Annotated in this window: 26 protein-coding genes; 13 read left to right on the top strand and 13 right to left on the bottom strand. The window is 70.4% G+C overall.

Annotated features, from left to right (window positions below; translation table 11 throughout):
- Window positions 1-12 precede the first annotated feature (12 nt).
- From holB to mltG, 3 genes are read right to left on the bottom strand one after another with little or no spacing between them, the layout of a single operon-like run.
- Window positions 13-1035 (bottom strand): DNA polymerase III subunit delta', encoded by a 1023-nt coding sequence (holB, locus tag QWJ38_RS10120; RefSeq protein WP_290358920.1) that lies wholly within the window; start codon window positions 1033-1035, stop codon window positions 13-15.
- Window positions 1029-1655: a dTMP kinase gene (gene tmk / locus QWJ38_RS10115; RefSeq protein ID WP_290358996.1), complete on the bottom strand. Its 627-nt coding sequence runs from the start codon at window positions 1653-1655 to the stop codon at window positions 1029-1031. The genes holB and tmk overlap by 7 nt, the downstream gene beginning before the upstream one ends.
- Complete coding sequence (gene mltG, locus QWJ38_RS10110) at window positions 1656-2654, bottom strand: endolytic transglycosylase MltG (protein ID WP_290358995.1); 999 nt, start codon at window positions 2652-2654, stop codon at window positions 1656-1658.
- A gap of 58 nt (window positions 2655-2712) precedes the next feature.
- Between mltG and ygfZ the strand changes: the two genes are divergently transcribed.
- Together ygfZ and QWJ38_RS10100 are read left to right on the top strand one after the other, a co-directional pair.
- Entirely contained in the window at window positions 2713-3615 is a 903-nt protein-coding gene (gene ygfZ / locus QWJ38_RS10105) for a CAF17-like 4Fe-4S cluster assembly/insertion protein YgfZ (RefSeq protein ID WP_290358919.1), read from the top strand.
- Window positions 3612-3881: a DUF4936 family protein gene (locus tag QWJ38_RS10100; RefSeq protein WP_290358918.1), complete on the top strand. Its 270-nt coding sequence runs from the start codon at window positions 3612-3614 to the stop codon at window positions 3879-3881. Before ygfZ ends, QWJ38_RS10100 begins: the two co-directional genes overlap by 4 nt.
- Here the strand turns inward: QWJ38_RS10100 and QWJ38_RS10095 are convergent.
- Genes QWJ38_RS10095 through QWJ38_RS10085 form a run of 3 tightly spaced genes read right to left on the bottom strand, consistent with a single transcriptional unit; the run spans window position 3862 to window position 5986 of the window.
- Window positions 3862-4179, bottom strand: a complete 318-nt coding sequence (locus QWJ38_RS10095) for a hypothetical protein (protein WP_290358917.1) — start codon at window positions 4177-4179, stop codon at window positions 3862-3864. The two genes, QWJ38_RS10100 and QWJ38_RS10095, sit on opposite strands and share 20 nt — an antisense overlap.
- Before the next feature lie 41 nt (window positions 4180-4220).
- Window positions 4221-5078, bottom strand: a complete 858-nt coding sequence (locus tag QWJ38_RS10090) for a YbgC/FadM family acyl-CoA thioesterase (protein ID WP_290358916.1) — start codon at window positions 5076-5078, stop codon at window positions 4221-4223.
- Window positions 5075-5986: an alpha/beta hydrolase gene (locus QWJ38_RS10085; protein ID WP_290358994.1), complete on the bottom strand. Its 912-nt coding sequence runs from the start codon at window positions 5984-5986 to the stop codon at window positions 5075-5077. The genes QWJ38_RS10090 and QWJ38_RS10085 overlap by 4 nt, the downstream gene beginning before the upstream one ends.
- A gap of 106 nt (window positions 5987-6092) precedes the next feature.
- Between QWJ38_RS10085 and QWJ38_RS10080 the strand changes: the two genes are divergently transcribed.
- Window positions 6093-7244, top strand: coding sequence for a 4-hydroxybutyrate dehydrogenase (locus tag QWJ38_RS10080; protein WP_290358915.1), 1152 nt, complete (start codon window positions 6093-6095; stop codon window positions 7242-7244).
- Window positions 7245-7246: 2 nt separating this feature from the next.
- Here QWJ38_RS10080 and QWJ38_RS10075 read toward each other — a convergent pair whose 3' ends face one another.
- Window positions 7247-7405 carry a DUF3309 family protein gene (locus QWJ38_RS10075; protein ID WP_290358993.1) on the bottom strand — a complete coding sequence of 53 codons (159 nt, stop codon included), beginning with the start codon at window positions 7403-7405 and terminating at the stop codon, window positions 7247-7249.
- Between the two features lie 245 nt (window positions 7406-7650).
- Here QWJ38_RS10075 and QWJ38_RS10070 point away from each other — a divergent pair, with 245 nt between their 5' ends.
- Window positions 7651-7824 (top strand): hypothetical protein, encoded by a 174-nt coding sequence (locus QWJ38_RS10070; protein ID WP_290358914.1) that lies wholly within the window; start codon window positions 7651-7653, stop codon window positions 7822-7824.
- A gap of 87 nt (window positions 7825-7911) precedes the next feature.
- Here QWJ38_RS10070 and aceA read toward each other — a convergent pair whose 3' ends face one another.
- Window positions 7912-9210: an isocitrate lyase gene (gene aceA, locus QWJ38_RS10065; RefSeq protein ID WP_290358913.1), complete on the bottom strand. Its 1299-nt coding sequence runs from the start codon at window positions 9208-9210 to the stop codon at window positions 7912-7914.
- A 327-nt stretch (window positions 9211-9537) separates the two neighbouring features.
- Between aceA and QWJ38_RS10060 the strand changes: the two genes are divergently transcribed.
- Complete coding sequence (locus QWJ38_RS10060; RefSeq protein WP_290358912.1) at window positions 9538-10080, top strand: GNAT family N-acetyltransferase; 543 nt, start codon at window positions 9538-9540, stop codon at window positions 10078-10080.
- Here the strand turns inward: QWJ38_RS10060 and QWJ38_RS10055 are convergent.
- The 3 genes from QWJ38_RS10055 to QWJ38_RS10045 are packed head-to-tail and all read right to left on the bottom strand — an operon-like array spanning window position 10059 to window position 12579.
- Window positions 10059-10661 (bottom strand): MarC family protein, encoded by a 603-nt coding sequence (locus tag QWJ38_RS10055; RefSeq protein ID WP_290358911.1) that lies wholly within the window; start codon window positions 10659-10661, stop codon window positions 10059-10061. The two genes, QWJ38_RS10060 and QWJ38_RS10055, sit on opposite strands and share 22 nt — an antisense overlap.
- Window positions 10662-10670: 9 nt before the next feature.
- Window positions 10671-11645, bottom strand: coding sequence for a site-specific tyrosine recombinase XerD (gene xerD / locus QWJ38_RS10050; protein ID WP_290358910.1), 975 nt, complete (start codon window positions 11643-11645; stop codon window positions 10671-10673).
- Window positions 11599-12579, bottom strand: coding sequence for a tripartite tricarboxylate transporter substrate binding protein BugE (locus QWJ38_RS10045; protein ID WP_290358909.1), 981 nt, complete (start codon window positions 12577-12579; stop codon window positions 11599-11601). The genes xerD and QWJ38_RS10045 overlap by 47 nt, the downstream gene beginning before the upstream one ends.
- A gap of 109 nt (window positions 12580-12688) precedes the next feature.
- On the opposite strand from QWJ38_RS10045, the gene QWJ38_RS10040 reads away from it, so the two are divergent.
- Window positions 12689-13588, top strand: coding sequence for an AEC family transporter (locus tag QWJ38_RS10040; protein ID WP_290358908.1), 900 nt, complete (start codon window positions 12689-12691; stop codon window positions 13586-13588).
- Here the strand turns inward: QWJ38_RS10040 and queG are convergent.
- Window positions 13548-14633 (bottom strand): tRNA epoxyqueuosine(34) reductase QueG, encoded by a 1086-nt coding sequence (queG, locus tag QWJ38_RS10035; protein WP_290358992.1) that lies wholly within the window; start codon window positions 14631-14633, stop codon window positions 13548-13550. The two genes, QWJ38_RS10040 and queG, sit on opposite strands and share 41 nt — an antisense overlap.
- Window positions 14634-14696: 63 nt before the next feature.
- Here queG and tsaE point away from each other — a divergent pair, with 63 nt between their 5' ends.
- Both tsaE and QWJ38_RS10025 read left to right on the top strand, forming a co-directional pair.
- The gene (tsaE, locus tag QWJ38_RS10030) at window positions 14697-15179 is read left to right on the top strand and encodes a tRNA (adenosine(37)-N6)-threonylcarbamoyltransferase complex ATPase subunit type 1 TsaE (RefSeq protein WP_290358907.1); all 483 of its coding nucleotides are present in this window, start codon (window positions 14697-14699) and stop codon (window positions 15177-15179) included.
- Window positions 15176-16546 carry an N-acetylmuramoyl-L-alanine amidase gene (locus tag QWJ38_RS10025; protein WP_290358906.1) on the top strand — a complete coding sequence of 457 codons (1371 nt, stop codon included), beginning with the start codon at window positions 15176-15178 and terminating at the stop codon, window positions 16544-16546. Before tsaE ends, QWJ38_RS10025 begins: the two co-directional genes overlap by 4 nt.
- Before the next feature lie 18 nt (window positions 16547-16564).
- Here QWJ38_RS10025 and QWJ38_RS10020 read toward each other — a convergent pair whose 3' ends face one another.
- A complete protein-coding gene (locus tag QWJ38_RS10020) occupies window positions 16565-17221 on the bottom strand; it encodes a DedA family protein (protein ID WP_290358905.1) in 657 nt (218 codons plus the stop codon).
- 61 nt (window positions 17222-17282) lie between these two features.
- Here QWJ38_RS10020 and mutL point away from each other — a divergent pair, with 61 nt between their 5' ends.
- From mutL to QWJ38_RS09995, 5 genes are read left to right on the top strand one after another with little or no spacing between them, the layout of a single operon-like run.
- Window positions 17283-19181: a DNA mismatch repair endonuclease MutL gene (mutL, locus tag QWJ38_RS10015; RefSeq protein ID WP_290358904.1), complete on the top strand. Its 1899-nt coding sequence runs from the start codon at window positions 17283-17285 to the stop codon at window positions 19179-19181.
- A 31-nt stretch (window positions 19182-19212) separates the two neighbouring features.
- Complete coding sequence (locus QWJ38_RS10010; RefSeq protein ID WP_290358903.1) at window positions 19213-20568, top strand: pseudouridine synthase; 1356 nt, start codon at window positions 19213-19215, stop codon at window positions 20566-20568.
- Window positions 20565-21791, top strand: a complete 1227-nt coding sequence (locus QWJ38_RS10005) for an MFS transporter (RefSeq protein WP_290358902.1) — start codon at window positions 20565-20567, stop codon at window positions 21789-21791. The genes QWJ38_RS10010 and QWJ38_RS10005 overlap by 4 nt, the downstream gene beginning before the upstream one ends.
- A complete protein-coding gene (gene miaA / locus QWJ38_RS10000) occupies window positions 21788-22711 on the top strand; it encodes a tRNA (adenosine(37)-N6)-dimethylallyltransferase MiaA (protein ID WP_290358901.1) in 924 nt (307 codons plus the stop codon). Before QWJ38_RS10005 ends, miaA begins: the two co-directional genes overlap by 4 nt.
- Window positions 22708-23358, top strand: coding sequence for an ABC transporter ATP-binding protein (locus QWJ38_RS09995; protein ID WP_290358900.1), 651 nt, complete (start codon window positions 22708-22710; stop codon window positions 23356-23358). Before miaA ends, QWJ38_RS09995 begins: the two co-directional genes overlap by 4 nt.
- The last annotated feature ends 126 nt before the right edge of the window (window positions 23359-23484 follow it).

Genomic DNA, 23484 nt, shown 5'->3' with positions numbered 1-23484 from the left:
TAGCCCGGCCGGTCAGGCCCGTTGGGCGCGCGGGCCCATCGCCTCGCGCAGCGCCTGCTGACCCTGGGCCAGCAGCGACTCGATCAGCAGGCCCTGGTTCAAGGGATGCTCGGCATGGCGCGCCGCCTGGCGCAGGGCGGCGTCCCAGCGATGCAGCGGCGCGGCCAGCTTCGGCGCCGGCAGCGACTCGGCCGGGAAGTAACTCGGCGCCGCGCCCTGGCTGCGCCGCAGCAGGTCGTGGCACAGGCGCTGCAGCGCGTCGATCGCGCGCGGCTGGGTCCAGTCGGCCAGTGCCGTCGCATCGCCGCGCAGCAGGCGCTGCGGCAATTGCTGCCAGCTCTTCGCGCGCAGGCCGGCCTCGAACCAGTCGCGCGCCTGCTGCGGGCGGCCGCCGGCGGCATCGAGCAGCACCTCCGCCTCGTCGACGCCCTCGCCGGCCAGCCATTGCAGCGCGGCGGCGCGCGGCGGCAGCGGCAGCGGCACCGGCTGGCAGCGGCTGCGTATGGTCGGCAGCAAGGCCTCGGGCGCCATGCTGGCCAGCGCGAAGCGCAGCTGGCCGGCCGGCTCCTCCAGCGTCTTCAGCAAGGCATTGGCAGCCACGGTGTTGAGCGCCTCGGCCGGGTAGACCACCACCACCTTGGCGCGGCCGCGCGCCGAGCTGGCCTGGGCAAAGCCCAGCACCGCGCGCACCGCGTCGATCTTGATCTCGCGGCTGGGCTTGGTCTTGCTGGTCTTGGCCTCGCCTGCCCCACCCTCGCCCTCCGGCGCGCCCCAGCCCAGCGGCTCGCGCAGCGCTTCCGGGATCAGCAGCTGGAAGTCCGGATGGGTGCGCGACTGGAACAGCCGGCAACTCGGGCATTCGCCGCAGGCGGCGCGCTCGATCGGCGCCTCGCACAGCCAGGACTGGGCCAGCAAGAGGGCCAGGTCGAACTGGCCGACGCCGGCCGGCCCCTGGATCAGCAGCGCATGCGAGCGCGCCGTCGCCAGCGCCTGACGCAAGGGCTGATCCAGCCAGGGTAGGGCGCCGCTCACCATCCCCGCGCCTCCATCACCGCGACGATCTGCGCCCAGACCTCGGGCACCAAGACGCTGGCGTCGATGCGGGCGAAACGCTCGGGCGCGGCGGCGGCACGTGCCGCATAGCCGGCGCGCACGCGCTCGAAGAAATCGAGATCCTGCTGCTCGAAGCGGTCGGCCTCGCGCGCCCCGACTTCACGGCCCACGCGGCGCTGCGCGGCCTGCGCGGCCGGCAGGTCGAACCACAGGGTCAGGTCCGGCTGGCGGCCGGCCTGCACCCATTGCTCCAGGGTCGCCAACTGGGCCAGGTCCATGCCGCGGCCGAAGCCCTGGTAGGCGAAGCTGGCGTCGGTGAAGCGGTCGCAGAGCACCGTCTTGCCGGCGGCCAGCGCCGGCTCGATCACCTGCCGCAGATGATCGCGCCGGCCGGCGAAGACCAGCAGCAGCTCGGTCAGCGCATCCATGCCGCTGTTCAGGAACAGGCCGCGCAGGGTCTCGGCCAGCGGCGTGCCGCCGGGCTCGCGGGTGTTGACGAGTTCGCCCTGGGCGGCCAGCCGCTCGGTCAGCGCCGCGATATGGGTCGATTTGCCGGCACCGTCGATGCCTTCGAAGGTGATGAATCTGCCTGCCACTGGAATCTATCTGCCGCGCTGGTATTTGTTGACGGCGCGATTATGCGCGGCCAGGTCCTCGCTGAATTCGCTGCGGCCGCTGCCGTCGTTGCGCGAGACGAAGTACAAGGCCTTGCTGCTCGCCGGATGCAGGGCCGCCTGCAGCGAGGCCGCGCCCGGCATCGCGATCGGCGTGGGCGGCAGGCCCGGCCGGGTGTAGGTGTTGAATTCGGTGTCGGCCAGCAGATCGCGCTTGCGCAGATTGCCGTCGAAGCGCTCGCCCAGGCCGTAGATCACCGTCGGATCGGTCTGCAGCGGCATGCCCAGCTTGAGCCGGTTGACGAAGACCGCGGCCACCAGGCCGCGCTCGGCCGGCGCGCCGGTCTCCTTCTCGACGATGGAGGCCAGGATCAGCGCCTCGTCGGCGCTCTTCAGCGGCAGGCCCTCAGCGCGCTCGGCCCAGGCCGCCTCGAGCTTGCGGCGCATCGCCTGGTAGGCGCGCTTGAGCACGGTCAGGTCGCTGACCCCGCGGCTGTAGGCATAGGTATCGGGAAAGAAGCGGCCCTCGGGCGCCTGGCCCGGCGCGCCAATCGCGGCCATCAGCTCGGCATCGGACAGGGCCGCGCCGGCCTGCTTCAGCGACGGCGCCTTGGCCAGCGCTGCGCGCACCTGGCGCCAGGTCCAGCCCTCGATCAGGCGCAGCTGCTCCAGCACCTCGTCGCCGCGCACCATCTTGGCGAGCAGCTCGCGCGGCGTCGTGCCCTGGTGGATCTCGTAGCTGCCGGCGCGTATGGCCTTGGCCTGGCCCGACCAGCGGAACCATTCGAACAGCAGGCGCGGATCTTCCTGCACGCCGGCGCGCACCCAGGCCTGGGCGACCTCGCGCGGCGAGCTGCCGGCCTCGATCGACAGCTCGACCGAAGGCGTCGCCAGGCGCAGCGGCGCCTGCAGCCACCAACCGACCCAGCCGGCCACGCCGGCCAGCGCCAACAGCACCACCACAAGGGCCTTGCCCAGCAACTTCATCGTCGTCCTCAAGGCCCTGATCGCCTGCTTGTTTCGGGCGCTGATGATAATCGCGGCCATGAGCACAACCATGACGACCGGCGCGCTGCGCCTGAACACGCTGGGCCTGATCCGCGCCCAGGGCGAGGACGCCGCCAAATTCCTGCACGGCCAGCTGACCCAGGACTTCGCGCTGCTCGGCGAGGGCGAGGCGCGGCTGGCCGGCTACTGCTCGGCCAAGGGCCGGCTGCTGGCCACGATGATCGGCTGGAAGGCCGGCACGGATGAGATCCTGCTGGCGCTGCCGCTGGAGCTGCTGCCGACGCTGCTGAAGCGCCTGTCCATGTTCGTGCTGCGCGCCAAGTGCAAGCTCAGCGACGCCAGCGCCGACTGGCAGCTCTGGGGCCTGATCGAGGCGCCGGCGCCGGGCGCGCGCTGGAGCCTCGGCCGCGAGGGCGAGTCCGTGCGCATCCGCCTGCCCGACGACGGCAGCCGCTCGCGCTGGCTGCTGGCCCAGCCGGCCGATGCGCCGGCGCCTGCCCTGCCGACGATCACCGAGGCCGACTGGCAATGGCTGGAGCTGGCCAGCGGCCTGCCCTGGGTGCGTGCCGAGACCAGCGAGCAGTTCGTGCCGCAGATGCTCAACCTGGAGCTGCTGGGCGGCGTCAACTTCCAGAAAGGCTGCTACCCGGGCCAGGAGGTGGTCGCGCGCAGCCAGTACCGCGGCACCCTGAAGCGCCGCACCTATCTGTACGAGCTGGACGAGGGCCAGGCCTTGCCCGGCCAGGAGATCTTCCACAGCGAGGACCCGGGCCAGCCGGCCGGCCTGGTCGCCAACGTGGCCCGGCGCGAGGGCAAGAGCCTGCTGCTGGCCGAGACCAAGATCGCCGCGCTGGCCAGCGGCAGCCTGCACCTGGGCGCCGCCGACGGCCCGCTGCTGCGCCCGCGCGAGCTGCCCTATGCGCTGAGCGAGCCGCAGTGAGCCAGGGCGCCGGCGAGCTCTACGTCTACTACAAGCTGCGCGCCGGGCTGGCGGCGGCGGCGCGCGCCGCCTTCGACGCGGCGCGCGGCATGGCGCCGGTGCGCCTGCTGCAGCGCGATGAGGGCGGCGCTTGGCTGACATGGATGGAGATCTACGCGCCCGAGCAGCCCGAGCTCGAAGCCCGCATCGCCGCCGCGCTGGCGCCCTTCATCGAGGGCGAACGGCATGGCGAGCGCTTCGCCGAACTCAAGCCGGGCCGACCTTGAGCTTGATCGTCTGCTTGAACACCCCGTCACGCTCGCAGCCATAGGCCTGGGCCATCTCGGTGTAGGCGGCGACATAGGCCGCATAGGCCTTGGCGCTCATGGTCGCCGAGCTGTGGACGAGCTGCATCCGGACCTTCTGCACCCGTTTGTCCTGCACCGTCGCGACGAGCAGGAACTCGGCCTGGCCGCGGAAGTCGGACAGCACCACCTCGGGATTGCCACGGCGCGAGCAGAAGTCCTTGGCCTTGCCCTCCACCGCGCCCTCGCCGGCCGATGCGCTCGCCGAAGCAAGCAGCAAGGCGGATGCGATAGCGCCGATCGCGATGGCAGCGCTCGCCCTCACAGCGCCCGCACCATCTCGACATGGCCGATGCCGGCCTCCTCGAAGGCGGCGCCGCGCTGCACGAAGCCGGCGCGGGTGTAGAAGCCGGCGGCCGACAGCTGCGCATGCAGCAGCACCTCGGCAAAGCCCTGCTTGCGGCCCTCGCGCATCAGCGCGTCCAGCACCTCGCGGCCGATGCGGCCGCCGCGCATGCTGCGCACGACCGCCATGCGACCGATCTTGGCCACGCCCGGCACATGCTCGAGCAGGCGACCGGTGGCCAGCGGCCGGCCGAAGCGGTTGAAGGCGACCGCGTGCAGGCAGCTTTCGTCGGCCGCGTCCCATTCCATCTCGGCCGGGATCTTCTGCTCGTCGACGAAGACCGCCTGGCGGATCGCGCCGGCGGCCTCGCCCAGCTCGGCCCAGCGGCCGACCCGGACCTCGATCACCGGCTCGCCGGCCTCGAAGCCCTCGATCACCGCGCGCAGCTCGGCCGGGATGGGCTTGGCGGTCTGCGTGGCCGGATCGGCAAACACATAGACCAGCTCGCCATGGACCAGCAGCTCCTCGCCGCGGAACACCGCGCAGACCACCGTCATCGAGCTGCTGCCGATGCGGCTGCAGCGCACGCCGATGTCGAGCTGCTCGTCGTAGCGGGCCGAGCCCAGGTATTCCAGGGTCGATTTGCGGACGTAAAGATCGCCGGCCAGGCCCTGCATGGTGTCGGCGTAGGGCAAGGCCAGCGCGCGCCACCAGCCGCCGACGGCCGTGTCCACATACATCAGGTAATGGCCGTTGAAGACGATTTGCTGGGCGTCGATCTCGGCCCAGCGCACGCGCAGCCGTTCGGTGAAGCGGAAGTCGCTGCGTTTCATTCGGTGAACAAAGCCTTTCGAATCGCCTGGCCGCAGACCTCCAGCGCCCTCAGCGCCTCGGGAATAGTGCGGCCCATCTTGATGAAATCGTGGGTGACGCCACGGTAGAGCTCCAGCTCGACCGGCACGCCGTTCGCGCGCAAGAGATCGGCATAGGCAAGGCCCTCGTCGACCAGCGGATCGGCCTCCGCGAGGATCAGGCAGGCCGGCGCCAGGCCCTCGTGGTCCTCGGCCAGCAGCGGGGCGAAGCGCCAGTCGCTGCGCTGCGCTTCGTCGATGTAATGCCGGAAGAACCAGGCGATCGATTCGGCGTCGAGCAGATGCCCCTTGGCGAAGCGGCGGTGCGAATCGGTATCGGCATGGGCGCTGGCGCCCGGCGTGATCAGCAGCTGCAGGGCCAGCTGCAGGCCGATGTCGCGCGCATGCAGGGCGCTGACCGCGGCCAGCGTGCCGCCGGCGCTGTCGCCGCCGACGGCCAGGCGGCTGCCGTCAAGGCCCAGCTCTTGAGCCTGCTCGGCCAGCCAGCGCAGCGCCGCCCAGCTGTCGTCGACGGCTGCCGGGAAGCGGTGCTCCGGCGCCAGCCGGTAATCCAGCGAGACGACGGCCGCGCCGCTGCGCAGGGCCAGTTGCCGGCACAGGCTGTCGTGCGTCTCCAGGCTGCCGATGGTGAAGCCGCCGCCGTGCAGATAGAGCAACACCGGTAGCTGCGCGTCGCTGGGCGCATAGAGCCGCGCCGCCAGCGCCCCGGCCGGGCCGGGAATCTGCAGGTTCTCGATGCGCGGCAGCGGCGCGCGCGGCAGGTCGAGGATCTCGGCGCCCATCAGATAGCCGATGCGCGCCTGCTTGGGCGTCAGGGTGTGGAAGGCCGGGCGGTTGGCGCGGTGGATGCGCTCCAGCACGCTGGCCATCCGCGGTGTCAACAAGGTGCTACTCAATTCGGGCTGCGGGGCGATATAAAGCGAGCGACAGTGTGCCAGAGCGCGCGCGGTTCACCCATTCCAACGAGACACGACCATGGCCCTGATCCAGTACCTGACCCATATTCAGATCGATTTCGGCGCTGCCGCGCTGCTGCCGCAGGAGTGCGAGCGGGTCGGCATGCGACGCCCGCTGGTGATCAGCGACGCCGGCGTTCGCGCGGCCGGTGTGCTGGCCAAGGCGCTGGCCGGCTGGGGCGAGACCCCGCCGCCGGTGTTCGACCAGACGCCGTCCAACCCGACCGAGGCGGCCGTGCGCCAGGCGGTCGAGCTGTTCCGTCAGCAGGGCTGCGACGGCCTGGTCGCCATCGGCGGCGGCTCCAGCATGGACCTGGCCAAGGGCGTGGCGATCGCCGCGACGCATGAAGGCCCGCTGAAGACCTACGCGACGATCGAGGGCGGCAGCCCCAGGATCAGCAAGGCGGTGGCGCCGGTGATCGCCGTGCCGACGACGGCCGGCACCGGTAGCGAGGTCGCGCGGGGCGCCATCATCATCGTCGACGACGGCCGCAAGCTCGGTTTCCACAGCTGGGAGCTGATGCCCAAGGCCGCCATCTGCGACCCCGAGCTGACGATGGGCCTGCCGCCGCTGCTGACCGCCGCCACCGGCATGGATGCGATCGCGCATTGCCTGGAGACCTTCATGTCGGCGGCCGTCAATCCGCCGGCCGACGGCATCGCGCTGGACGGCCTGGCGCGCGGCTGGGCCCATATCGAGCGCGCGACCCGCGACGGCCGCGAGGACCGCGAGGCGCGCTGGCAGATGATGAGCTGCAGCATGCAGGGCGCGATGGCCTTCCAGAAGGGCCTGGGCTGCGTCCATTCGCTGAGCCATGCGCTGGGCGGTGCCGACCCGCGCCTGCACCACGGCACCTTGAACGCGGTCTTCCTGCCCGCGGTGATCCGCTTCAACGCCCAGGCCGAAAGCATGCGCCGCGACCGGCGCCTGGCCCGCATCGCCCATGCGATGGGCTTGGCCGGCTGCGACGAGGCCGGCAACGAGGTGGCCGAGGCGATCAAGGCGATGAATGCACGGCTGGGCCTGCCTTCGGGCTTGGCCGCGATGGGCGTCACGCCGGCCCTGTTCGACAAGGTGATAGCCGGCGCAATGGCCGACCACTGCCACAAGACCAACCCGCGCCTGGCCACGCGCGAGGACTACCGCGCGATGCTGGAAGCGTCGATGTAGGGCTAGATCCGTCCCATCAGCAGCAGCACCAGCAGGATCAGCACGATCAGGCCGATGCCGCCGGCGGGGCCGTAGCCCCAGCCGCGGCTGTAGGGCCAGGCCGGCACGGCGCCGAGCAGCAAGAGGACGAGGACGATGAGCAGGATGGTGCTGAGCATGATCGGAACTCCAGCGCGAGTTGAGGGTCTACAGCACCTTAGCCCCGCCCGCGGCGGCGCCGCGTCGGCCTGAGACGGGCCCGGCCGTCGGCCTTCAGGCGCTTGGCGCCGTGGCGGCGTCCTACGCCGGCGCCCGGGCCGCCAGCGGTAGTCCTTTTCCGACCCGCCGGCAAGGGCCGGGACTATGCCCGCCGGGCGGTGCGCGTTATGCAATGGAGTCAAGCTTGCATTCATCGCAGGAGTTCGCCATGAGCCAGCCCAGCAAGATCCTCACCGCAGCGATGCGCCAGCGTGGCTGCTACGGCGTCGCCCGCCCCGCCCAGCCGCTGCAGCACCAGGCGGCCGCGCCGCCGCCGGCCGGGCGGCATCGCAAGCCGCCCTGGTATATCCGCTGGTGGATGGCGCTGCATCATGATCGCTGAACGAAGGACCCGACGAAAAAAGAGCCCGGCTCCGCACAGGAGACCGGGCTCTGCTTTTGGGGGCGCCGAGCGGATCAGCGCGCCGGATCAGCCATGCTTGGCGTCGAAGAACTGCTCGTCCTCGGTGGAACCCTTCAGCGCGGCGGTCGAGGCCTCGCGCTCGATCGTCGTCGTCACCGCGTCGAAGTAGCCGGTGCCGACCTCGCGCTGGTGCTTGACCGCGGTGAAGCCCTTCTCGGCGGCGGCGAACTCGGCCTCCTGCAACTCGACGAAGGCGCTCATATTGTTGCGGGCATAGCCGTGCGCCAGATTGAACATCGAGTAGTTCAGGCTGTGGAAGCCGGCCAGCGTGATGAACTGGAACTTGTAGCCCATCGCGCCCAGCTCGCGCTGGAACTTGGCGATGGTCGCGTCGTCCAGGTTCTTCTTCCAGTTGAAGCTCGGCGAGCAGTTGTAGGCCAGCAGCTTGCCCGGGAACTTGGCATGGATCGCGTCGGCAAAGGCCTTGGCGAACGCCAGGTCCGGCTTGCCGGTCTCGCACCAGATCATGTCGGCGTATTCGGCATAGGCCAGCCCACGGCTGATCGCCTGATCGAGGCCGTTGCGGGTGCGGAAGAAGCCCTCGACGGTGCGCTCGCCGGTGCAGAAGGGCTTGTCGTTGTCGTCGATATCGCTGGTGACCAGGTCGCCGGCCTCGGCATCGGTGCGGGCCAGCAGCACGGTGGGCGTGCCCATCACATCGGCGGCCAGGCGGGCGGCGACCAGCTTGGCGACGGCCTCACGGGTGGGCACGAGCACCTTGCCGCCCATATGGCCGCACTTCTTGGCGGCGGCCAGCTGGTCCTCGAAGTGCACGCCGGCGGCACCGGCCTCGATCATGGCCTTCATCAGCTCGAAGGCATTCAGCACGCCACCGAAGCCGGCCTCTGCATCGGCGACGATGGGCGCGAAGTAGTCGATATCGTCCTTGCCCTCGCTCCATTGGATCTCGTCCGCGCGCTTGAAGGTGGCGTTGATCTTCTTGACGACCTTGGGCACCGAGTCCACCGAGTACAGCGACTGGTCCGGATACATCTCGCCATTGCTGTTGGCGTCTCCGGCGACCTGCCAGCCGGACAGATAGATCGCCTTCAGGCCAGCCTTGACCTGTTGCATCGCCTGGTTGCCGGTCAAAGCGCCGAGCGCGTTGATGAAGGGCTCGGTGTTCACCAGGCCCCAGAGCTTCTCCGCGCCGCGCTGGGCCAGCGTGTGCTCGATCTTCAGCGAGCCGCGCAGGCGCACCACGTCGGCGGCCGTGTAACCGCGCTTGATGCCTTTCCAACGGGGGTTCTCGGCCCAGTCCTTCTCGAGGGCGGCGATCTGCTGTTCGCGGGTCGGGGTCGTCATGGTCATCTCCTGCTGATGGATGGAAGAAAGAAAAGAGGAATCTGTTGGACTCAAGATTAGTCCGCGAGCATCCGCAGCGGGAGACTTGTGTCTTATATAAGACTTAAAATTTTCCTATTGAAAATCAACCACTTGAGAAAATAAAACCGTATCGTGAAATTGGCTTCACCATAATGAGAAAAAATGCGGCGCCGCAGCAAGCCCGTCTTTCACAGCTTGAAGCGAGAGTTTCGTATTGCGAAAAGCGAACGGTCTGGAACGTCAAGCGCAAAGCGCGCATCCTTGCCCCGGCCGAAGCGCCGGGCGTGCAGCGCTTACAGTGGGCCAATGACGACACTGACTACCGCCCGCCTGCGCCTGGAGCCCTTTGCCGACGCCCACCTGGAGGGGCTCAACGCGATGAACAGCGATCCGGCGGTGATGCGCTATCTGACCGGCCGGCCGGAGACCCTGGACGAGACCCGCGCGGCGATCGCGCGCGTCCAGGCGCGCTGGGCCGAATGGGGCTATTCCTGGTGGAGTTTCATCGAACAGGACAGCGGCCATCTGGTCGGCGCCGGCTGCATCCAGCATCTGGGCCGCGAGAAGGCGAATCCGCTGGAAATCGGCTGGCGCCTGCGCCAGGACCGCTGGGGCCGCGGCTATGCCTCGGAGGCCGCGCAGCGCATGGCCGCCTTCGCCTTCGACGAGTTGCGGGCACCGCTGCTGCGCGCGGTCTGCGATCCGCAGAACCAGGCCTCGGCGCGCGTGATGCAGCGGCTGGGCATGCGCTTTTGCGGCATCGAGCGCTGGTACGAGGCCGATTGCGCGGCCTACGAGATCGATGCGACGGGCTGGCGCGCGCGGACTCAGAGCCCGCCGACGAAGTAGCGCTTCAGGCCGGCCAGCACCATCTCGACCGCGATCGCGGTCAGCACCAGGCCCATCAGCTTTTCCAGCGCCGAGATCACCGAGTCGCCCAGCAGGCGGCGGATGCGGTCGGCCAGCAGCAGGGTCAGGCCCGAGACCAGCATCGCCGCGCTGAGCGCCGCGATCCATTCCCAGATCCGCTCGGGCTGGCGCGAGGCCAGCAGCAGCACGGTCGCCATTGCCGAGGGCCCGGCCAGCAGCGGCACGGCCAGCGGGAAGATCAGCGGCTCGCGGCCCGGCTCCAGGCCATAGGCCGACTCGCCGGCGCTGCCGAAGATCATGCGGATCGCGATGATGGTCAGGATCACGCCGCCGGCCACCTCCAGCGAACGTTCGGACAGATGCATCACGCGCAGAAAGCTCTCGCCGACGAACATGAAGGCGAACAGCACCATAAAGGCGATGCCGACCTCGCGCACCGCGACGCGGCGGCGCCGCTGTGGCGCGACCGAACGCATAATGGGGATGAAGATCGGCAGGCTGCCGAGCGGGTCCAGAACCAGCAGCAGGAGGATGAAGGCGGAGAGGAAACTGTGGTCCATCCGGCATTGTCACCCGCGCGGGTGGTGCTCTGAATGGATCTTTCTGAGCCGCTCCCGCGCCACATGGGTGTAGATCTGGGTGGTCGACAGATCGGCATGGCCCAGCAGCAGCTGCACCGCGCGCAGATCGGCGCCATGGTTCAGCAGATGGGTGGCGAAGGCATGGCGCAGAGTGTGCGGCGACAGCGGGCTGGTGATTCCGGCGACGCCCGCGTACTTCTTGACCAGGATCCAGAACATCTGCCGCGTCATGCCCTCGCCGCGCGCGGTGACGAACAGCGCGTCGCTGCTCCGGCCGGCCAGGATGGCGGCGCGCGCCTCCTGCAGATAGCGCATCAGCCAGCCATGCGCCTCCTCGCCGAAGGGCACCAGCCGCTCCTTGGAGCCCTTGCCGGTGATGCGCAGCACCGCCTCCTTGAAGCCGACGTGCACGCTCTTCAGCCCGACCAGCTCGCTGACCCGCAGGCCGCTGGCATACATCAGCTCCAGCATCGCGCGGTCGCGCAGGCCCAGGCTGCTGTCGACCTCGGGCGCGGCCAGCAGCGCCTCGACCTGGGCCTGGCTCAAGAGCTTGGGCACGCGCAGCGGCTGGCGCGCGTTCTCCAGGCGCAGGGTCGGGTCTTGCCGGATGCGCTGCTCGCGCAGCGCCCAGCGGAAATAGCGTTTGAACACCGACAAGCGGCGGTTGGCGCTGGTCGCGCGGCTGCCGGCATGGCGGGCGCTGGCATAGGCGAGCAGGTCCAGCTCGCCGCAGCTGTCCAGCGCCCGGCCCGGCTCACCCTGCCCGGCCAGCCAGGCGGCGAACAGGCGCAGATCGCGGCGATAGGCGTCGAGCGTGTTCTTGGCCAGACCGTCCTCCAGCCACAGCGTTTCGACGAAGGCCTCGATTGCCGCCGCGCTGGCCGGCGGCGGCGCGGCCAGCGGCTCCTCGCCGGTCTCAGTCGAGCTTGAGCTTCTGCTGCGCGACGACTTGCTTGTAGACATCGAACTCGGCCTTGATCTGGGCCGCGAACTGCTCCGGCGTGTTGGCGATGATCAGCGAGCCGGTGTCCTCGATGCGCTTCTTCACCTCGGGCAGCTCGACCGTCTTCTTGACCGCGTTGTGGATTTTCTCGACCACATCCTTGGGCATGTTTTTGGGCCCGTGGATGCCGTAATAGGCCATGCGGTTGACCGGCTCCAGGCCGACTTCCTTGAAGGTCGGCACATTGGGCAGCACGGCCAGGCGCTGCGGCGCGGCGACGACGATGGGGATCAGGCGGCCGTCCTTGATGAAGGGCAAGGCCGAGGGCAGGTTGTCGAAGATCATCGGCACCTGGCCGGCCACCGTGTCGTTCAGCGCCGGGCCGGCGCCGCGGTAGGGGATGTGCAGCACGAAGACGCCGGCCAGGTTCTTGTACAGCTCCATCTGCAGATGGCCGATGCCGCCGGTGCCCGAGCTCGAATAGCTGTACTTGCCCGGGTTCTTCTTCAGCTCGGCGACGAAGCCGGCATAGTCGCGCGCCGGGAAGCTCGGATGGACGGCGATGATATTGGGCGTCGCCGCGACATTGATGATGGGCGTGAAGTCGGTCAGCGGGTTATAGCTGATCTTCGGGTTGATCGCCGGATTGGCGGCCGTCGTCGAGACGGTGGCCATGCCCACCGTGTAGCCGTCGGCGGCCGAGCGGGCGATCTCGGTCGCACCGACCGAGCCGCCGCCGCCGGCCTTGTTCTCGACCAGCAACTGCTGGCCCAGCGAGGCGGTGATCCGCTCCGAAACGACGCGCGCGATGATGTCGGTCGTGCCCCCCGGTGCGAAGGGCACGATCAGGCGCACCGGCTTGCTCGGATAGGCCTGCTGGGCCAGGGCGGTGGCGAGCGTGCCGCAACCGGCCGCGAGCAGCGCGGCAGCGCGCACCCAGTGACGTCGATTCATTCGGATCTCCTCTAAGAGTTTGTCGGGCGATGCTAGTGGACCGGCACCGCGGGGCCAGGCGCAATACTACTTAGCTTTGGCGGCCGGGCGGGGCTGGCACACTGCCCGCATGCCTGACGTTTTATTGCTGCTGCCTGACTTCCTGCTGATTCTTTGCGGCTTTCTGCTGTGCCGCTACACCGCGCTGGACCGGCCGGTCTGGGAGGCCGCCGAGCGTCTGGTCTATTACCTGCTGTTCCCGGTGCTGCTGTTCAACTCGATTGTGCGCACACCGTTACAGCCGGCCGCGACCGCGCACCTGGCCCTGGCCGGGGTGGCCACCGTGCTGGGCGGCGTCGTGCTCGCCTATGCGCTGCGCCTCTTCCCCCGCGTCAACGCCCATGCCCATGCCTCGGGCGCCCAGGTCGCCTTCCGCTTCAATTCCTTCATCGCGCTGGCGCTGGCCGAACGGCTGCTCGGCGCGCAGGGCGTGGCCTGGGTCGCGCTGCTGGTCGCGCTGTGCGTGCCGATCTGCAATGTGGCGGCCGTCTGGCCGCTGGCCCGCCACGGCGGCCACGGCTACTGGCGCGAGCTGGCACGCAATCCGCTGATCCTCAGCACCGCCGCCGGCCTGGCGGCCAATATCGCCGGGCTCAAGTTCCCCGAGCCGGCGGCGCTGACCCTGCACCGCATCGGCCTGGCCGCCCTGCCCCTGGGCCTGATGGCGGTCGGCGCCGGCCTGCGCTTCGGCGCGCTGAAGGAGGCGCCAGGTCTTGCCGCGGCGCTCTTGACCATCCGCCATGCGCTGCTGCCGCTGCTGGCGCTGGGCCTGGCCGCGCTGCTGGAGATCTCGCCGCCGCAGCGCATGATGCTCTTGATGTTCGCCGCGCTGCCGACCGCCTCCAGCGCCTATGTGTTGGCCGCCCGCATGGGCGGACATGCGGCCTTTGTCGCCGGACTGGTGACCTTGTCGACCCTGCTGGGCATGCTCAGCCTGCCGCTGTGGCTGATGCTGCTGAGTCGGTTCTGAGTGCCCACTCGATGTGCTCGGCCAGCAGCGGCGTCGCGCCCGGCAGCGCCGCCTGCAGCGCCGCGCGCAGGGCCGGGCTGTCGGTTGCGCGCAGCGCATTGCCGATGACCACGGCCAGATTGCGGCGCCAGCGCTGGTGGCCGATGCGGCGGATCGCCGAGCCCTCCATCTGGCGCAGGAATTCGGCCTCGTCCCAGTTCCACAGTCGAAGCAGATCGCCGTCGCGCAGGGCCGGCCGCGCGTCGAAGTCGGCGACGACCGCGGCCTGGGCGAACTTGTTCCAGGGGCAGACCAGCTGGCAGTCGTCGCAGCCGTAGACGCGGTTGCCGATCGCCGGGCGCAGTTCCTCGGGGATGGCTTCATCGCTTTCTATCGTCAGGTAGGAGATGCAGCGCCGCGCGTCGACGCGGTAGGGCGCGACGATGGCCTGCGTCGGGCAGACGTCCAGGCAGGCGCTGCACTGGCCGCAATGCGCACTGACCGGCTCGCTCAGCGGCAGCGGCAGATCGATATAGATCTCGCCCAGGAAGAACATCGAGCCGGCCTCGCGGTGCAGGGTCAGCGTGTGTTTGCCGCGCCAGCCGATGCCGCTGCGCGAGGCCAGTTCGACCTCCAGCACCGGCGCCGAATCGGTGAACACGCGGTGGCCGAAGGGCCCGACCGCCTGCGCCAGGCGTTCGGCCAACTGCTGCAGCCGGCTGCGCAGGACCTTGTGATAGTCGCGCCCCCGCGCATAGATGGAGACCTGGGCGCGCTGCGGATCGGCCAGGCGCCGCCATTCGATGGCCTGCCAGTCCGCGCCGCTGTCAGCAAATGCCAAGCGTGGCAGATAGTCCATCCGCGCCGTCAGCACCCGCACGGTGCCGGGCACCAGCTCGGCCGGCCGCGCGCGCTTCAGGCCATGCGCCTGCATATAGTGCATGCCGCCATGAAAGCCCGCGGCCAGCCAGGCCTCCAGTCCCGGCTCGGCCGAGGCGAGGTCGATGTCGGCCACGCCGATCTGTGAAAATCCGAGCTCGAGCGCCCAGCCGCGCAGCTGCGCCATCAGCCGCTGCGCGTCTATGCTGGCGTCGCCGTCCGTCGTCAAGTTCTGTGGAGCCCGCGTCATTTGCGCATTCTAGAAACCCGATCGCTGCTCTGGCCCGATGAGGCCGCCTGCGAAACCTTCGCCCGCGAGCTGGCCCGCTGCCCCGGTCTGATGGAGGCCAGCATCGAATTGCACGGTGCCCTGGGCGCCGGCAAGACCAGCCTGGTGCGGCATCTGCTGCGCGCTCTAGGCGTCAGCGGCCGCATCAAGAGCCCCAGCTATGCGGTGCTGGAGAGCTACTCGATCGAGCGTGGCGAGGTCAGCCACTTCGACTTCTACCGCTTCGCCGATCCGCGCGAATGGGAGGATGCGGGCTTTCGCGACATCTTCAGCGCGCCCGGGCTCAAGCTCAGCGAATGGCCGGAGAAGGCCGCCGGCGTGCTGCCGCTCGCCGATCTGCAGATCTGGCTGAGCGTGCAGGCCGACGACAGCCGCGCGGTCAGGCTGGTCGCCGGCACCGAGCGCGGCCAGTTGCTGCTGCAGGGCCTGGAGGGGCAGGAATGAGCGCGGCGCGTCGACAGGCGCTGCGCAGCATGGGGGCGCTGGCCCTGTGCCTGCGGGCGCCGGCGCTGCTGGCCGCCAACGGGCCCAGCATCATTGCCGTGCGCGTCTGGCCGGCCGACGAGTACACGCGGGTGACGCTGGAATCGGACAAGCCGCTGGAGGCCCGGCATCTGCTGGTCGAGGGGCCGGACCGGCTGGTGATCGACATCGAGGGCCTGGAGCTGAGCCCCGGCCTGCGCGAGCTGCTCGGCAAGGTCAAGCCCGACGACCCGTACATCGCCGGCGTGCGCGTCGGCCAAAACACGCCCAAGGTCGTGCGCATCGTGCTGGACCTGAGGCAGGCGGTGGCGCCGCAGATCTTCACCCTGGCGCCGGTGGCGGCCTACCAGAACCGGCTGGTCTTCGATCTCTATCCCAAGGTCGAGGCCGACCCGCTCTTGGCCCTGGTGCGCGACAAGCTGGCCGCCGAACGCGAGGCCGCGCAGTCGGTGCGCGATGCGCTGGGCGAGCTGATCGGCCGCATCGACCGGCCGGTGGCCCTGCCGCCGACGGCGCAGGCCTCGGTCCCCGCGGCGCCGGTGCCGGCCGCCTCGGCCCCACCGCCGCTGGCCGCGCCGGTCGCACCGCCGCCGGCGCTGACGCAGAACCGGCTCGACCGGCTGATCGTCATCGCGCTGGACCCGGGCCATGGCGGCGAGGATCCCGGCGCCGTCGGCCCCAGCGGCCTGAAGGAAAAGGACGTGGTGCTGGCCGTCGCGCTGAAGCTGCGCGAGCGGCTCAACAGCAATCCGAATATCCGCGTGATGATGACGCGCGACGCCGATTTCTTCGTGCCGCTGGGCGAGCGGGTGCGCAAGGCGCGGCGCGTGCAGGCCGATCTGTTCGTCTCCATCCACGCCGATGCCTTCTTCACGCCACAGGCCAAGGGCGCCTCGGTGTTCGCGCTCAGCGACGGCGCGGCCAGCAGCCAGGCCGCGCGCTGGATGGCCGACAAGGAGAACGCCGCCGATATGGTGGGCGGCGTCAACAAGGGCGCGGTCAAGGACGCCACCGTGCTGCGCGCGATGCTGGACATGAGCACCAGCGCGCAGATCAAGGACAGCCTGAAGCTCGGCTCCGAGGTGCTGGGCCAGATCGGCAAGGTCGGCAATCTGCACAAGAAGCAGGTCGAGCAGGCCGGCTTCGCGGTGCTGAAGGCGCCCGACGTGCCCTCCATCCTGGTCGAGACCGCCTTCATCTCCAACCCGGGCGAGGAAGCCAAGCTGCGCGACCCCGACTACCAGGACAAGCTGGTCGAGGCGCTGGCCACCGGCATCGCGCGCTATTTCGCCAAGAACCCGCCGCTGGCGCGGCACCGGGTGCTGTAGCGGGAGGTCAGCGGGAGCTCAGCGCGCCTGGGCGGCCCGCTCCTTGGCCCGGGCCCGCAGGCCGCCGACGATCGCGACCAGGCCGGGGATGATGATCATCGCCCAGATGATCTTCTCGAGATTGTTCTTGACCCAGGGCACATTGCCGAACAGATAGCCGGCCGTGGTGATGCCGACCACCCACAAGAGCCCGCCGCTGACGTCGTAGAGCGTGAACTTGCGCCGCGTCATCTGGGCGACGCCGGCGACGAAGGGCGCGAAGGTGCGCACGAAGGGCATGAAGCGCGCGATCACGATGGTGATGCCGCCATGGCGTTCGTAGAACTCGTGCGCCTGCATAAAGGCCTTCTTGTTGAAGAAGCGCGACTGCTCCCACTGGAAAACCTTGGGACCGAAATAGCGGCCTATCGTGTAGTTGCTCTGGTTGCCGGCCACCGCCGCCACGCACATCAGCGGCACGGCGATCGAGAAGTCCAGCAGGCCGGTGCCGCACATCGCGCCGACGATGAACAAGAGCGAGTCGCCCGGCAGGAAGGGCATCACGACGACGCCGGTCTCCACGAAGATGATCAGGAACAGCAATGCATAGATCCAGGCGCCATGGGCGCCGACGAAGCTGGCCAGATGCTGGTCCACATGGACGATGAAGTCGATCAGGGCGGCGATGATTTCCATGGGCGCGGATCATACGGGCAGGCCGGCGCCGCCCGCGCGGCCGCCTTCTTACAATGCGGCGATGGATTTGTCTTCTCCCAGCGCCGCCGCGCCGCGCCGCGCGATCCGCGAGCTTCCCGATGAACTGATCAGCCAGATCGCCGCCGGCGAGGTCGTCGAGCGGCCGGCCTCGGTGGTGCGCGAGCTGGTCGACAACGCGCTGGACGCCGGCGCGAGCCAGATCCAGCTGAAGCTGATGGCCGGCGGCGTGCGCGCCATCGTCGTCGAGGACGACGGCCTGGGTATCCCGCTGGAGGAGCTGCCGCTGGCGCTGAAGCGCCATGCCACCAGCAAGATCCGCACGCTGGATGAGCTGGAATCGGTGGCGACCATGGGCTTTCGCGGCGAGGCGCTGGCGGCGATCGCCTCGGTCGCCGAGATGGCGCTCTTGAGCCGCTGCGAGGGCGCGTCCCATGCGCACCGGCTCGACGCCCGCTCGGGCGAGATCGCGCCGGCCGCCCGCGCGCGTGGCACCAGCGTCGAGGTGCGCGAGCTGTTCTTCAACACGCCGGCGCGGCGCAAGTTCCTGAAGACCGACGCGACCGAGCTGGCCCATTGCCTGGAGGCGGTGCGCCGCCATGCGCTGGCCCGGCCCGATGTGGGCTTCACCGTCTGGCACGAGGGCAAGCTGCTCGAGCAATGGCGCGCCGCCTCGTCCGAGCAGCGGCTGAAGGACGTGCTGGGCGAGGACTTCATCGCCGACAGCCGCGCGGTCTTCTCCGAGGCCGGCCCGCTGCGCTGCTATGGCCGCGCCGGCCTGCCCGAGGCCGCGCGCAGCCGCGCCGACATGCAGTACGTCTACGTCAACGGCCGCTTCGTGCGCGACAAGCTGATCGCGCACGGCATCCGCTCGGCCTACGAGGACGTGCTGCACGGCCAGCGCCAGCCGTCCTATGTGCTGTTCATCGAGATCGCGCCGGACCGGGTCGACGTCAACGTCCACCCGACCAAGATCGAGGTGCGCTTCCGCGATGGCCGCGAGTTGCACCAGCGCGTGCGCTATGCGGTGCAGGACGCGCTGGCGCAATCGCGCTCGGCCGAGGCCCTGGCGACGATCACGACAACGACAACGACGACGCCGGTCGCGGTGACGCAGCAGATCGAAGTCGCCGGCCTGCGCCCCTCGGCCGGCAATCCGCCGGCCTGGTTCGGCCACGTCCCGGCTGCCGCCGAGCCGCGCCCGGCCTACACCGGCACGCCCAGCTGGCGCAGCAACACCCAGGTCTCGCTGGGCCTGGCCGAAGTGGCGACCCTGTACGGCCAGCGCGAGCCGCTGGCGGCGCCTGCGGCCGCAAGCCCTGCCGCAAGTCCGGTCGCGCAGCCGCTGCCACCGCAGGACTGGCCACTGGGCCGCGCCCTCGCGCAGATCCAGGGCGTCTACATCCTGGCCGAGAACGCGCAGGGCCTGATCATCGTAGACATGCATGCGGCGCACGAGCGCGTCGTCTACGAGCGCTTGAAGACCAGCCTGGTCGACCGGGCCATCGAGTCGCAGCCGCTGCTGATCCCGATCACCTTTGCCGCCACGCCGGCCGAGATCGCCACCGCCGAGGCGCAGGCCGAGACCCTGCTGCGCCTGGGGCTGGACGTCGCGCCGCTGTCCGAGAAGGTGCTGGCCGTGCGCGCCCGCCCGGCGCTGCTGGCCGGCGGCGACGTGATCGAGCTGGCACGCGGCGTGCTGGCCGAGCTGGGGACTTTCGATGCCAGCCAGGCGATCGAGCGCGCCCAGCACGAGATCCTGGCGACGATGGCCTGCCATGGTGCGGTGCGCGCGAACCGGCAGTTGACGATCGACGAGATGAACGGCCTCTTGCGCGATATGGAGCGCACCGAGCGCGCCGACCAGTGCAACCACGGCCGGCCGACCTGGCGCCAGCTGAGCATGCGCGAGTTGGATGCGCTGTTCCTGCGCGGACGATAGATAGACAGACAGACACCGAACCGGAGCCTTTATGGCAACCCTGAAACTGAACAAGAAGGCCGCGGCACCCGCGAAGAAGAACGCCGAGGGCGAGCGCCGTGCCCCGCTGCGCGGCAAGGGTGTCTCGCGTCCGCGCCAGACCCTGGAGGCCGCGCAAGCCGAGCGTGCACGCAAGCAGGCGGAGTTCGAGCAGCGCCGCGCGGCCGAGGCCGAGCGCTTCGAGCGCTACGGCCGGCCCACGCCGCGGCCGGACGAGCGGGGCCCCGATCAGCGCCCGGCCCGGCCGGCCAAGCCGAGCGGCTTCCGGCGCGACGATCAAGCGCCGCCGCTGCAAGGGCCGCGCCGCGACGGCCCCGCCGCGGAAGCGCGCCGCCCCCCGCGTCCAGATCAGCGCCAGGATCAGCGTCAGGACGGGCGCCAGGATCAGCGTCAGGACCGGCGCCAGGATCAGCGTCAGGACCTGCGCCAGGATCAGCGCCAGGACCAACGCCGCGCCAGCGGCGCCCGTCCGCCCTACCCGGCTCCGCCGCAACGCGGCCCGCAGCCGGCCGCGCGGCCGCGCCCGCCGGCACGCCGCCCCCACGATGACGATGATGACGACGACGATTTCGCCGTCCATCACGATGCCTCGACCGAGGGCGAGCGCCTGTCCAAGCGCATGACGGCGCTGGGCATGGCCTCGCGGCGCGAGGCCGACGAATGGATAGGCGCCGGCTGGGTCAAGGTCGACGGCAAGCTGGCCCAGCTGGGCCAGCGCGTCGGGCCGGACGTGAAGATCGAGGTCGATCCGCGCGCATTCAAGGAACAGGCCAAGCAGGTGACCATCCTGCTGAACAAGCCGATCGGCTATGTCTCGGGCCAGGCCGAGGACGGCTACGAGCCGGCCTCGGTGCTGATCAGGAGCGCCAACCACTGGAAGGACGATGCCTCCGGCATCAAGTACCACATCGGCCATTCGCGCGGCCTGGCGCCGGCCGGCCGGCTGGACATCGACTCCACCGGCCTGCTGGTGCTGACCCAGGACGGCCGGGTCGCCAAGCTGCTGATCGGCGACGACTCCAAGGTCGAGAAGGAATACCTGGTGCGGGTCGAGTACAAGGGCAAGGGCGCGCCGATGGCCGAGTTCCCGGCGCAAGACCTGGCCCTGCTGAACCATGGCCTGACCCTGGACGATGTGGAGCTGAAGCCGGCCAAGGTCAGCTGGATCAACGACGACCAGCTGCGCTTCGTGCTGCGCGAGGGCCGCAAGCGCCAGATCCGCCGCATGTGCGAGCTGGTCGGCCTCAAGGTCGTCGGCCTGAAGCGGGTGCGCATCGGCCGCATCAACCTCGGCCATCTGCCGCCGGGACAATTCCGCTTCCTGTCGCCCTGGGAACGCTTCGATTGAACGAAGCGGCACATCAGAAACCGGGCGACGGCGTGGCCGTGCTGGCCCTGGCCCTGCTGCTGGGCATCCAGCCGGTGACGACCGATCTCTACCTGCCGGCCCTGCCCGAGCTGGGCGCGCCGATGGCCGGCGCGCAGCTGACCTTGTCGGCGCTGATGCTGGCCTTCGGCCTGGGTCAGCTGCTGCTGGGCCCGCTGGCCGACCGCTACGGTCGCCGGCCGGTGCTGCTGGGCGGGCTGAGCCTATACCTGCTGGCCGCCCTGGCCGCGGCGGCCGCCGGCGGCATCGCCCAGCTGGTGGCCTGGCGCGCGCTGCAGGGCCTGGGCCTGGCGGCCTCGGTGGTCTGCGGCCGGGCGATGCTGCGCGACTGGTTCGAGCCGCAGCAGGGCGCGCAGGTGATGGCGCGCGCGCTGACCGGCCTAGGCATCCTGGCGACGCTGAGCCCCGGCATCGGCGGCGCGCTGACCGAGCTGTTCGGCTGGCGCTCGACCCTCTTGGCCACCGCCGCCTTCGCGGCCGCGGCCCTGGGCTTCATCGCGCTGCGCGTGCCCGAATCACTGGCCGCGCGCGACCCGCTGGCCCTGCGGCCGGCGCATCTGCTGCAGAGCTGGGCGCTGGTGCTGCGTCACCCGACCTTCCGCGCCTATGGGCTGATGACGGCGCTGGGCTACGGCACCTTGTACACCTTTCTGGCCGGTTCTTCCTTCGTCTTCATCGGCATCCTGCAGGTCTCGCGCCAGTCCTACGGCCTGATGGTGGGCGCCTGCGCCGCCGTCTATGTGCTGGGCACCCTGGCCTGCCGGCGCCTGCTGCCGCGCCATGGCATTGCCGCCACCGCCAAGCGCGGCGCGGCCTTCACCCTGGCCGGCGGCCTCTCGGTGGCCGGCCTCGCGCTGGCCGGCGTCGAATCGGTCTGGGCGCTGCTGCTGCCGCAATGGCTGTTGATCTTCGGCCACGGCATCCTGCAGCCCTGCGGCCAGACCGGCGCGGTCGGTCCCTTTCCGCAGCGCGCCGGCGTCGCCTCGGCCTGGGCCGGCTTCCTGATCGCGCTGACCGCCTTCCTGGTCGGCGCCTGGCTGAGCCATGCGCTGGCGCGGCAGGCCAGCGTGCTGACCCTGGCGCTGACCCTGTGCGCGATGGCGCTGGCGACGGTGCTGGTCAGCTGGACCTGGGTGCAGCGGCCGGCGCCGGCGCTGCAGGCCCCGGCGGGGCGGCCGACATGAACGTCACCCGGCCGATCTGCATTGCCGGCCCGACCGGCAGCGGCAAGACCGCCTGCGCGCTGGCGGCCGCCGAGCTGCTGCCGGTCGAGATCATCAGCGTGGACTCGGCCCTGGTCTACCGCGGCATGGACATCGGCACGGCCAAGCCCAGCGCGGCCGAACTGGCCCAGGTGCCGCACCACCTGATCGACATCATCGATCCGCTGGACGTCTACTCGGCCGCGCAGTTCGCGCGCGATGCGCAGCGGCTGGCCGCCGAGATCCTGGCGCGCGGCCGGCTGCCGCTGCTGGTGGGCGGCACGATGCTGTACTTTAAGGCCTTGTTCGATGGCCTCAGCAGCCTGCCGCAGGCGGACGAGGCGCTGCGCGCGGACATCGATGCGCGCGCCGCCCGCGCAGGCTGGCCGGCCCTGCATGCCGAGCTGGCGGCACTCGACCCCGCGACGGCGGCGCGGCTGGCGCCCAACGATTCGCAGCGCATCCAGCGCGCGCTGGAGGTCTGCCTGCTGACCGGCCGGCCGATGAGCGAGCTGCACCGCGAGTCGCGCAGCGCCGGCGTGGACTGGCCGCTGCTGTCGCTGGAGCCGCGGGACCGCGGCTGGCTGCACCAGCGCCTGGCGCAGCGTTTCCGCCAGATGCTGGCCGACGGCCTGCTCGACGAGGTGAAGGCGCTGCGCGCGCGCGGCGATCTGAACCCCGAGCTGCCGTCGATGCGCTGCGTCGGCTACCGCCAAGTCTGGGAGGCACTGGACAGCGGCGATCGGTCGACCTTGGAGGAACGCGGCATCGCCGCCACCCGCCAGCTGGCCAAGCGCCAGCTGACCTGGCTGCGCAGCATGCCGCGCCGCCAGCTGATCGCCTGCGACGACCCACAGGCCCAGCCGGCCCTGCTGGCGGCGATGCAGCGCCTGCTCCGATGAGCCCGCTGCTCGACGCCCGCGGCCTGGCCAAGCGCTATGGCACCACGCCGGTGTTCGAGGGCGTCGATCTGCAGCTGGAGCGCGGCGAGCTGGTCGCGCTGCTGGGCGAATCGGGCAGCGGCAAATCGACCCTGCTGAACTGCCTGGCCGGGCTGGACGAGCTCGATGCCGGCCGGGTCCTGCTCGACGGCATCGAGCTGACGACGCTGGACGAAGGCCGGCGCGCGCTGCTGCGCCGCGCCAAGCTCGGCTTCGTGTTCCAGGCCTTTCATGTACTGCCGCATCTGACGGTGGCCGACAACATCGCCCTGCCCTTGCTGCTGCTGCGGCGGCCCGACCCGCTGCGGGTGGCCGAGATGCTGGGCGCCGTCGGCCTTGAGGGCCTGGGCGCGCGCATGCCGCGCCAGCTCTCCGGCGGGCAGCTGCAGCGGGTCGCGATCGCGCGCGCGCTGGTGCACCGGCCGCTCCTGGTGTTGGCCGACGAGCCGACCGGCAATCTGGATCCGCGCCATGCCCAGCAGGTGCTGGACCTGCTGCTGGCCCAGGTGCGCGAGCAGGGCTCCGCCTGCCTGCTGGTGACCCATTCCGAGCGCGCGGCCGCGCGCGCCGACCGCTGTCTGCGGCTGGGCGAACAAGGCTTGACATGAAGCCCCTCGACCAAGGCCCGCCTTGGCCGGTCCCCCGGGGGGACGGCGATGCCTGCCGGATCGACCGGCAGGCGGATCGCCATGGCGGGCCGGCTTGGGGCGGCCCGGCGCTCGGCCCGCAAATCC

This window comes from Roseateles violae, from assembly GCF_030410485.1.
Classification (GTDB): Bacteria; Pseudomonadota; Gammaproteobacteria; order Burkholderiales; family Burkholderiaceae_C; genus Roseateles_D; species Roseateles_D violae.
Note: the sequence above shows the minus strand (reverse complement) of the source record. Positions and strands in the feature narration are given on the sequence as shown.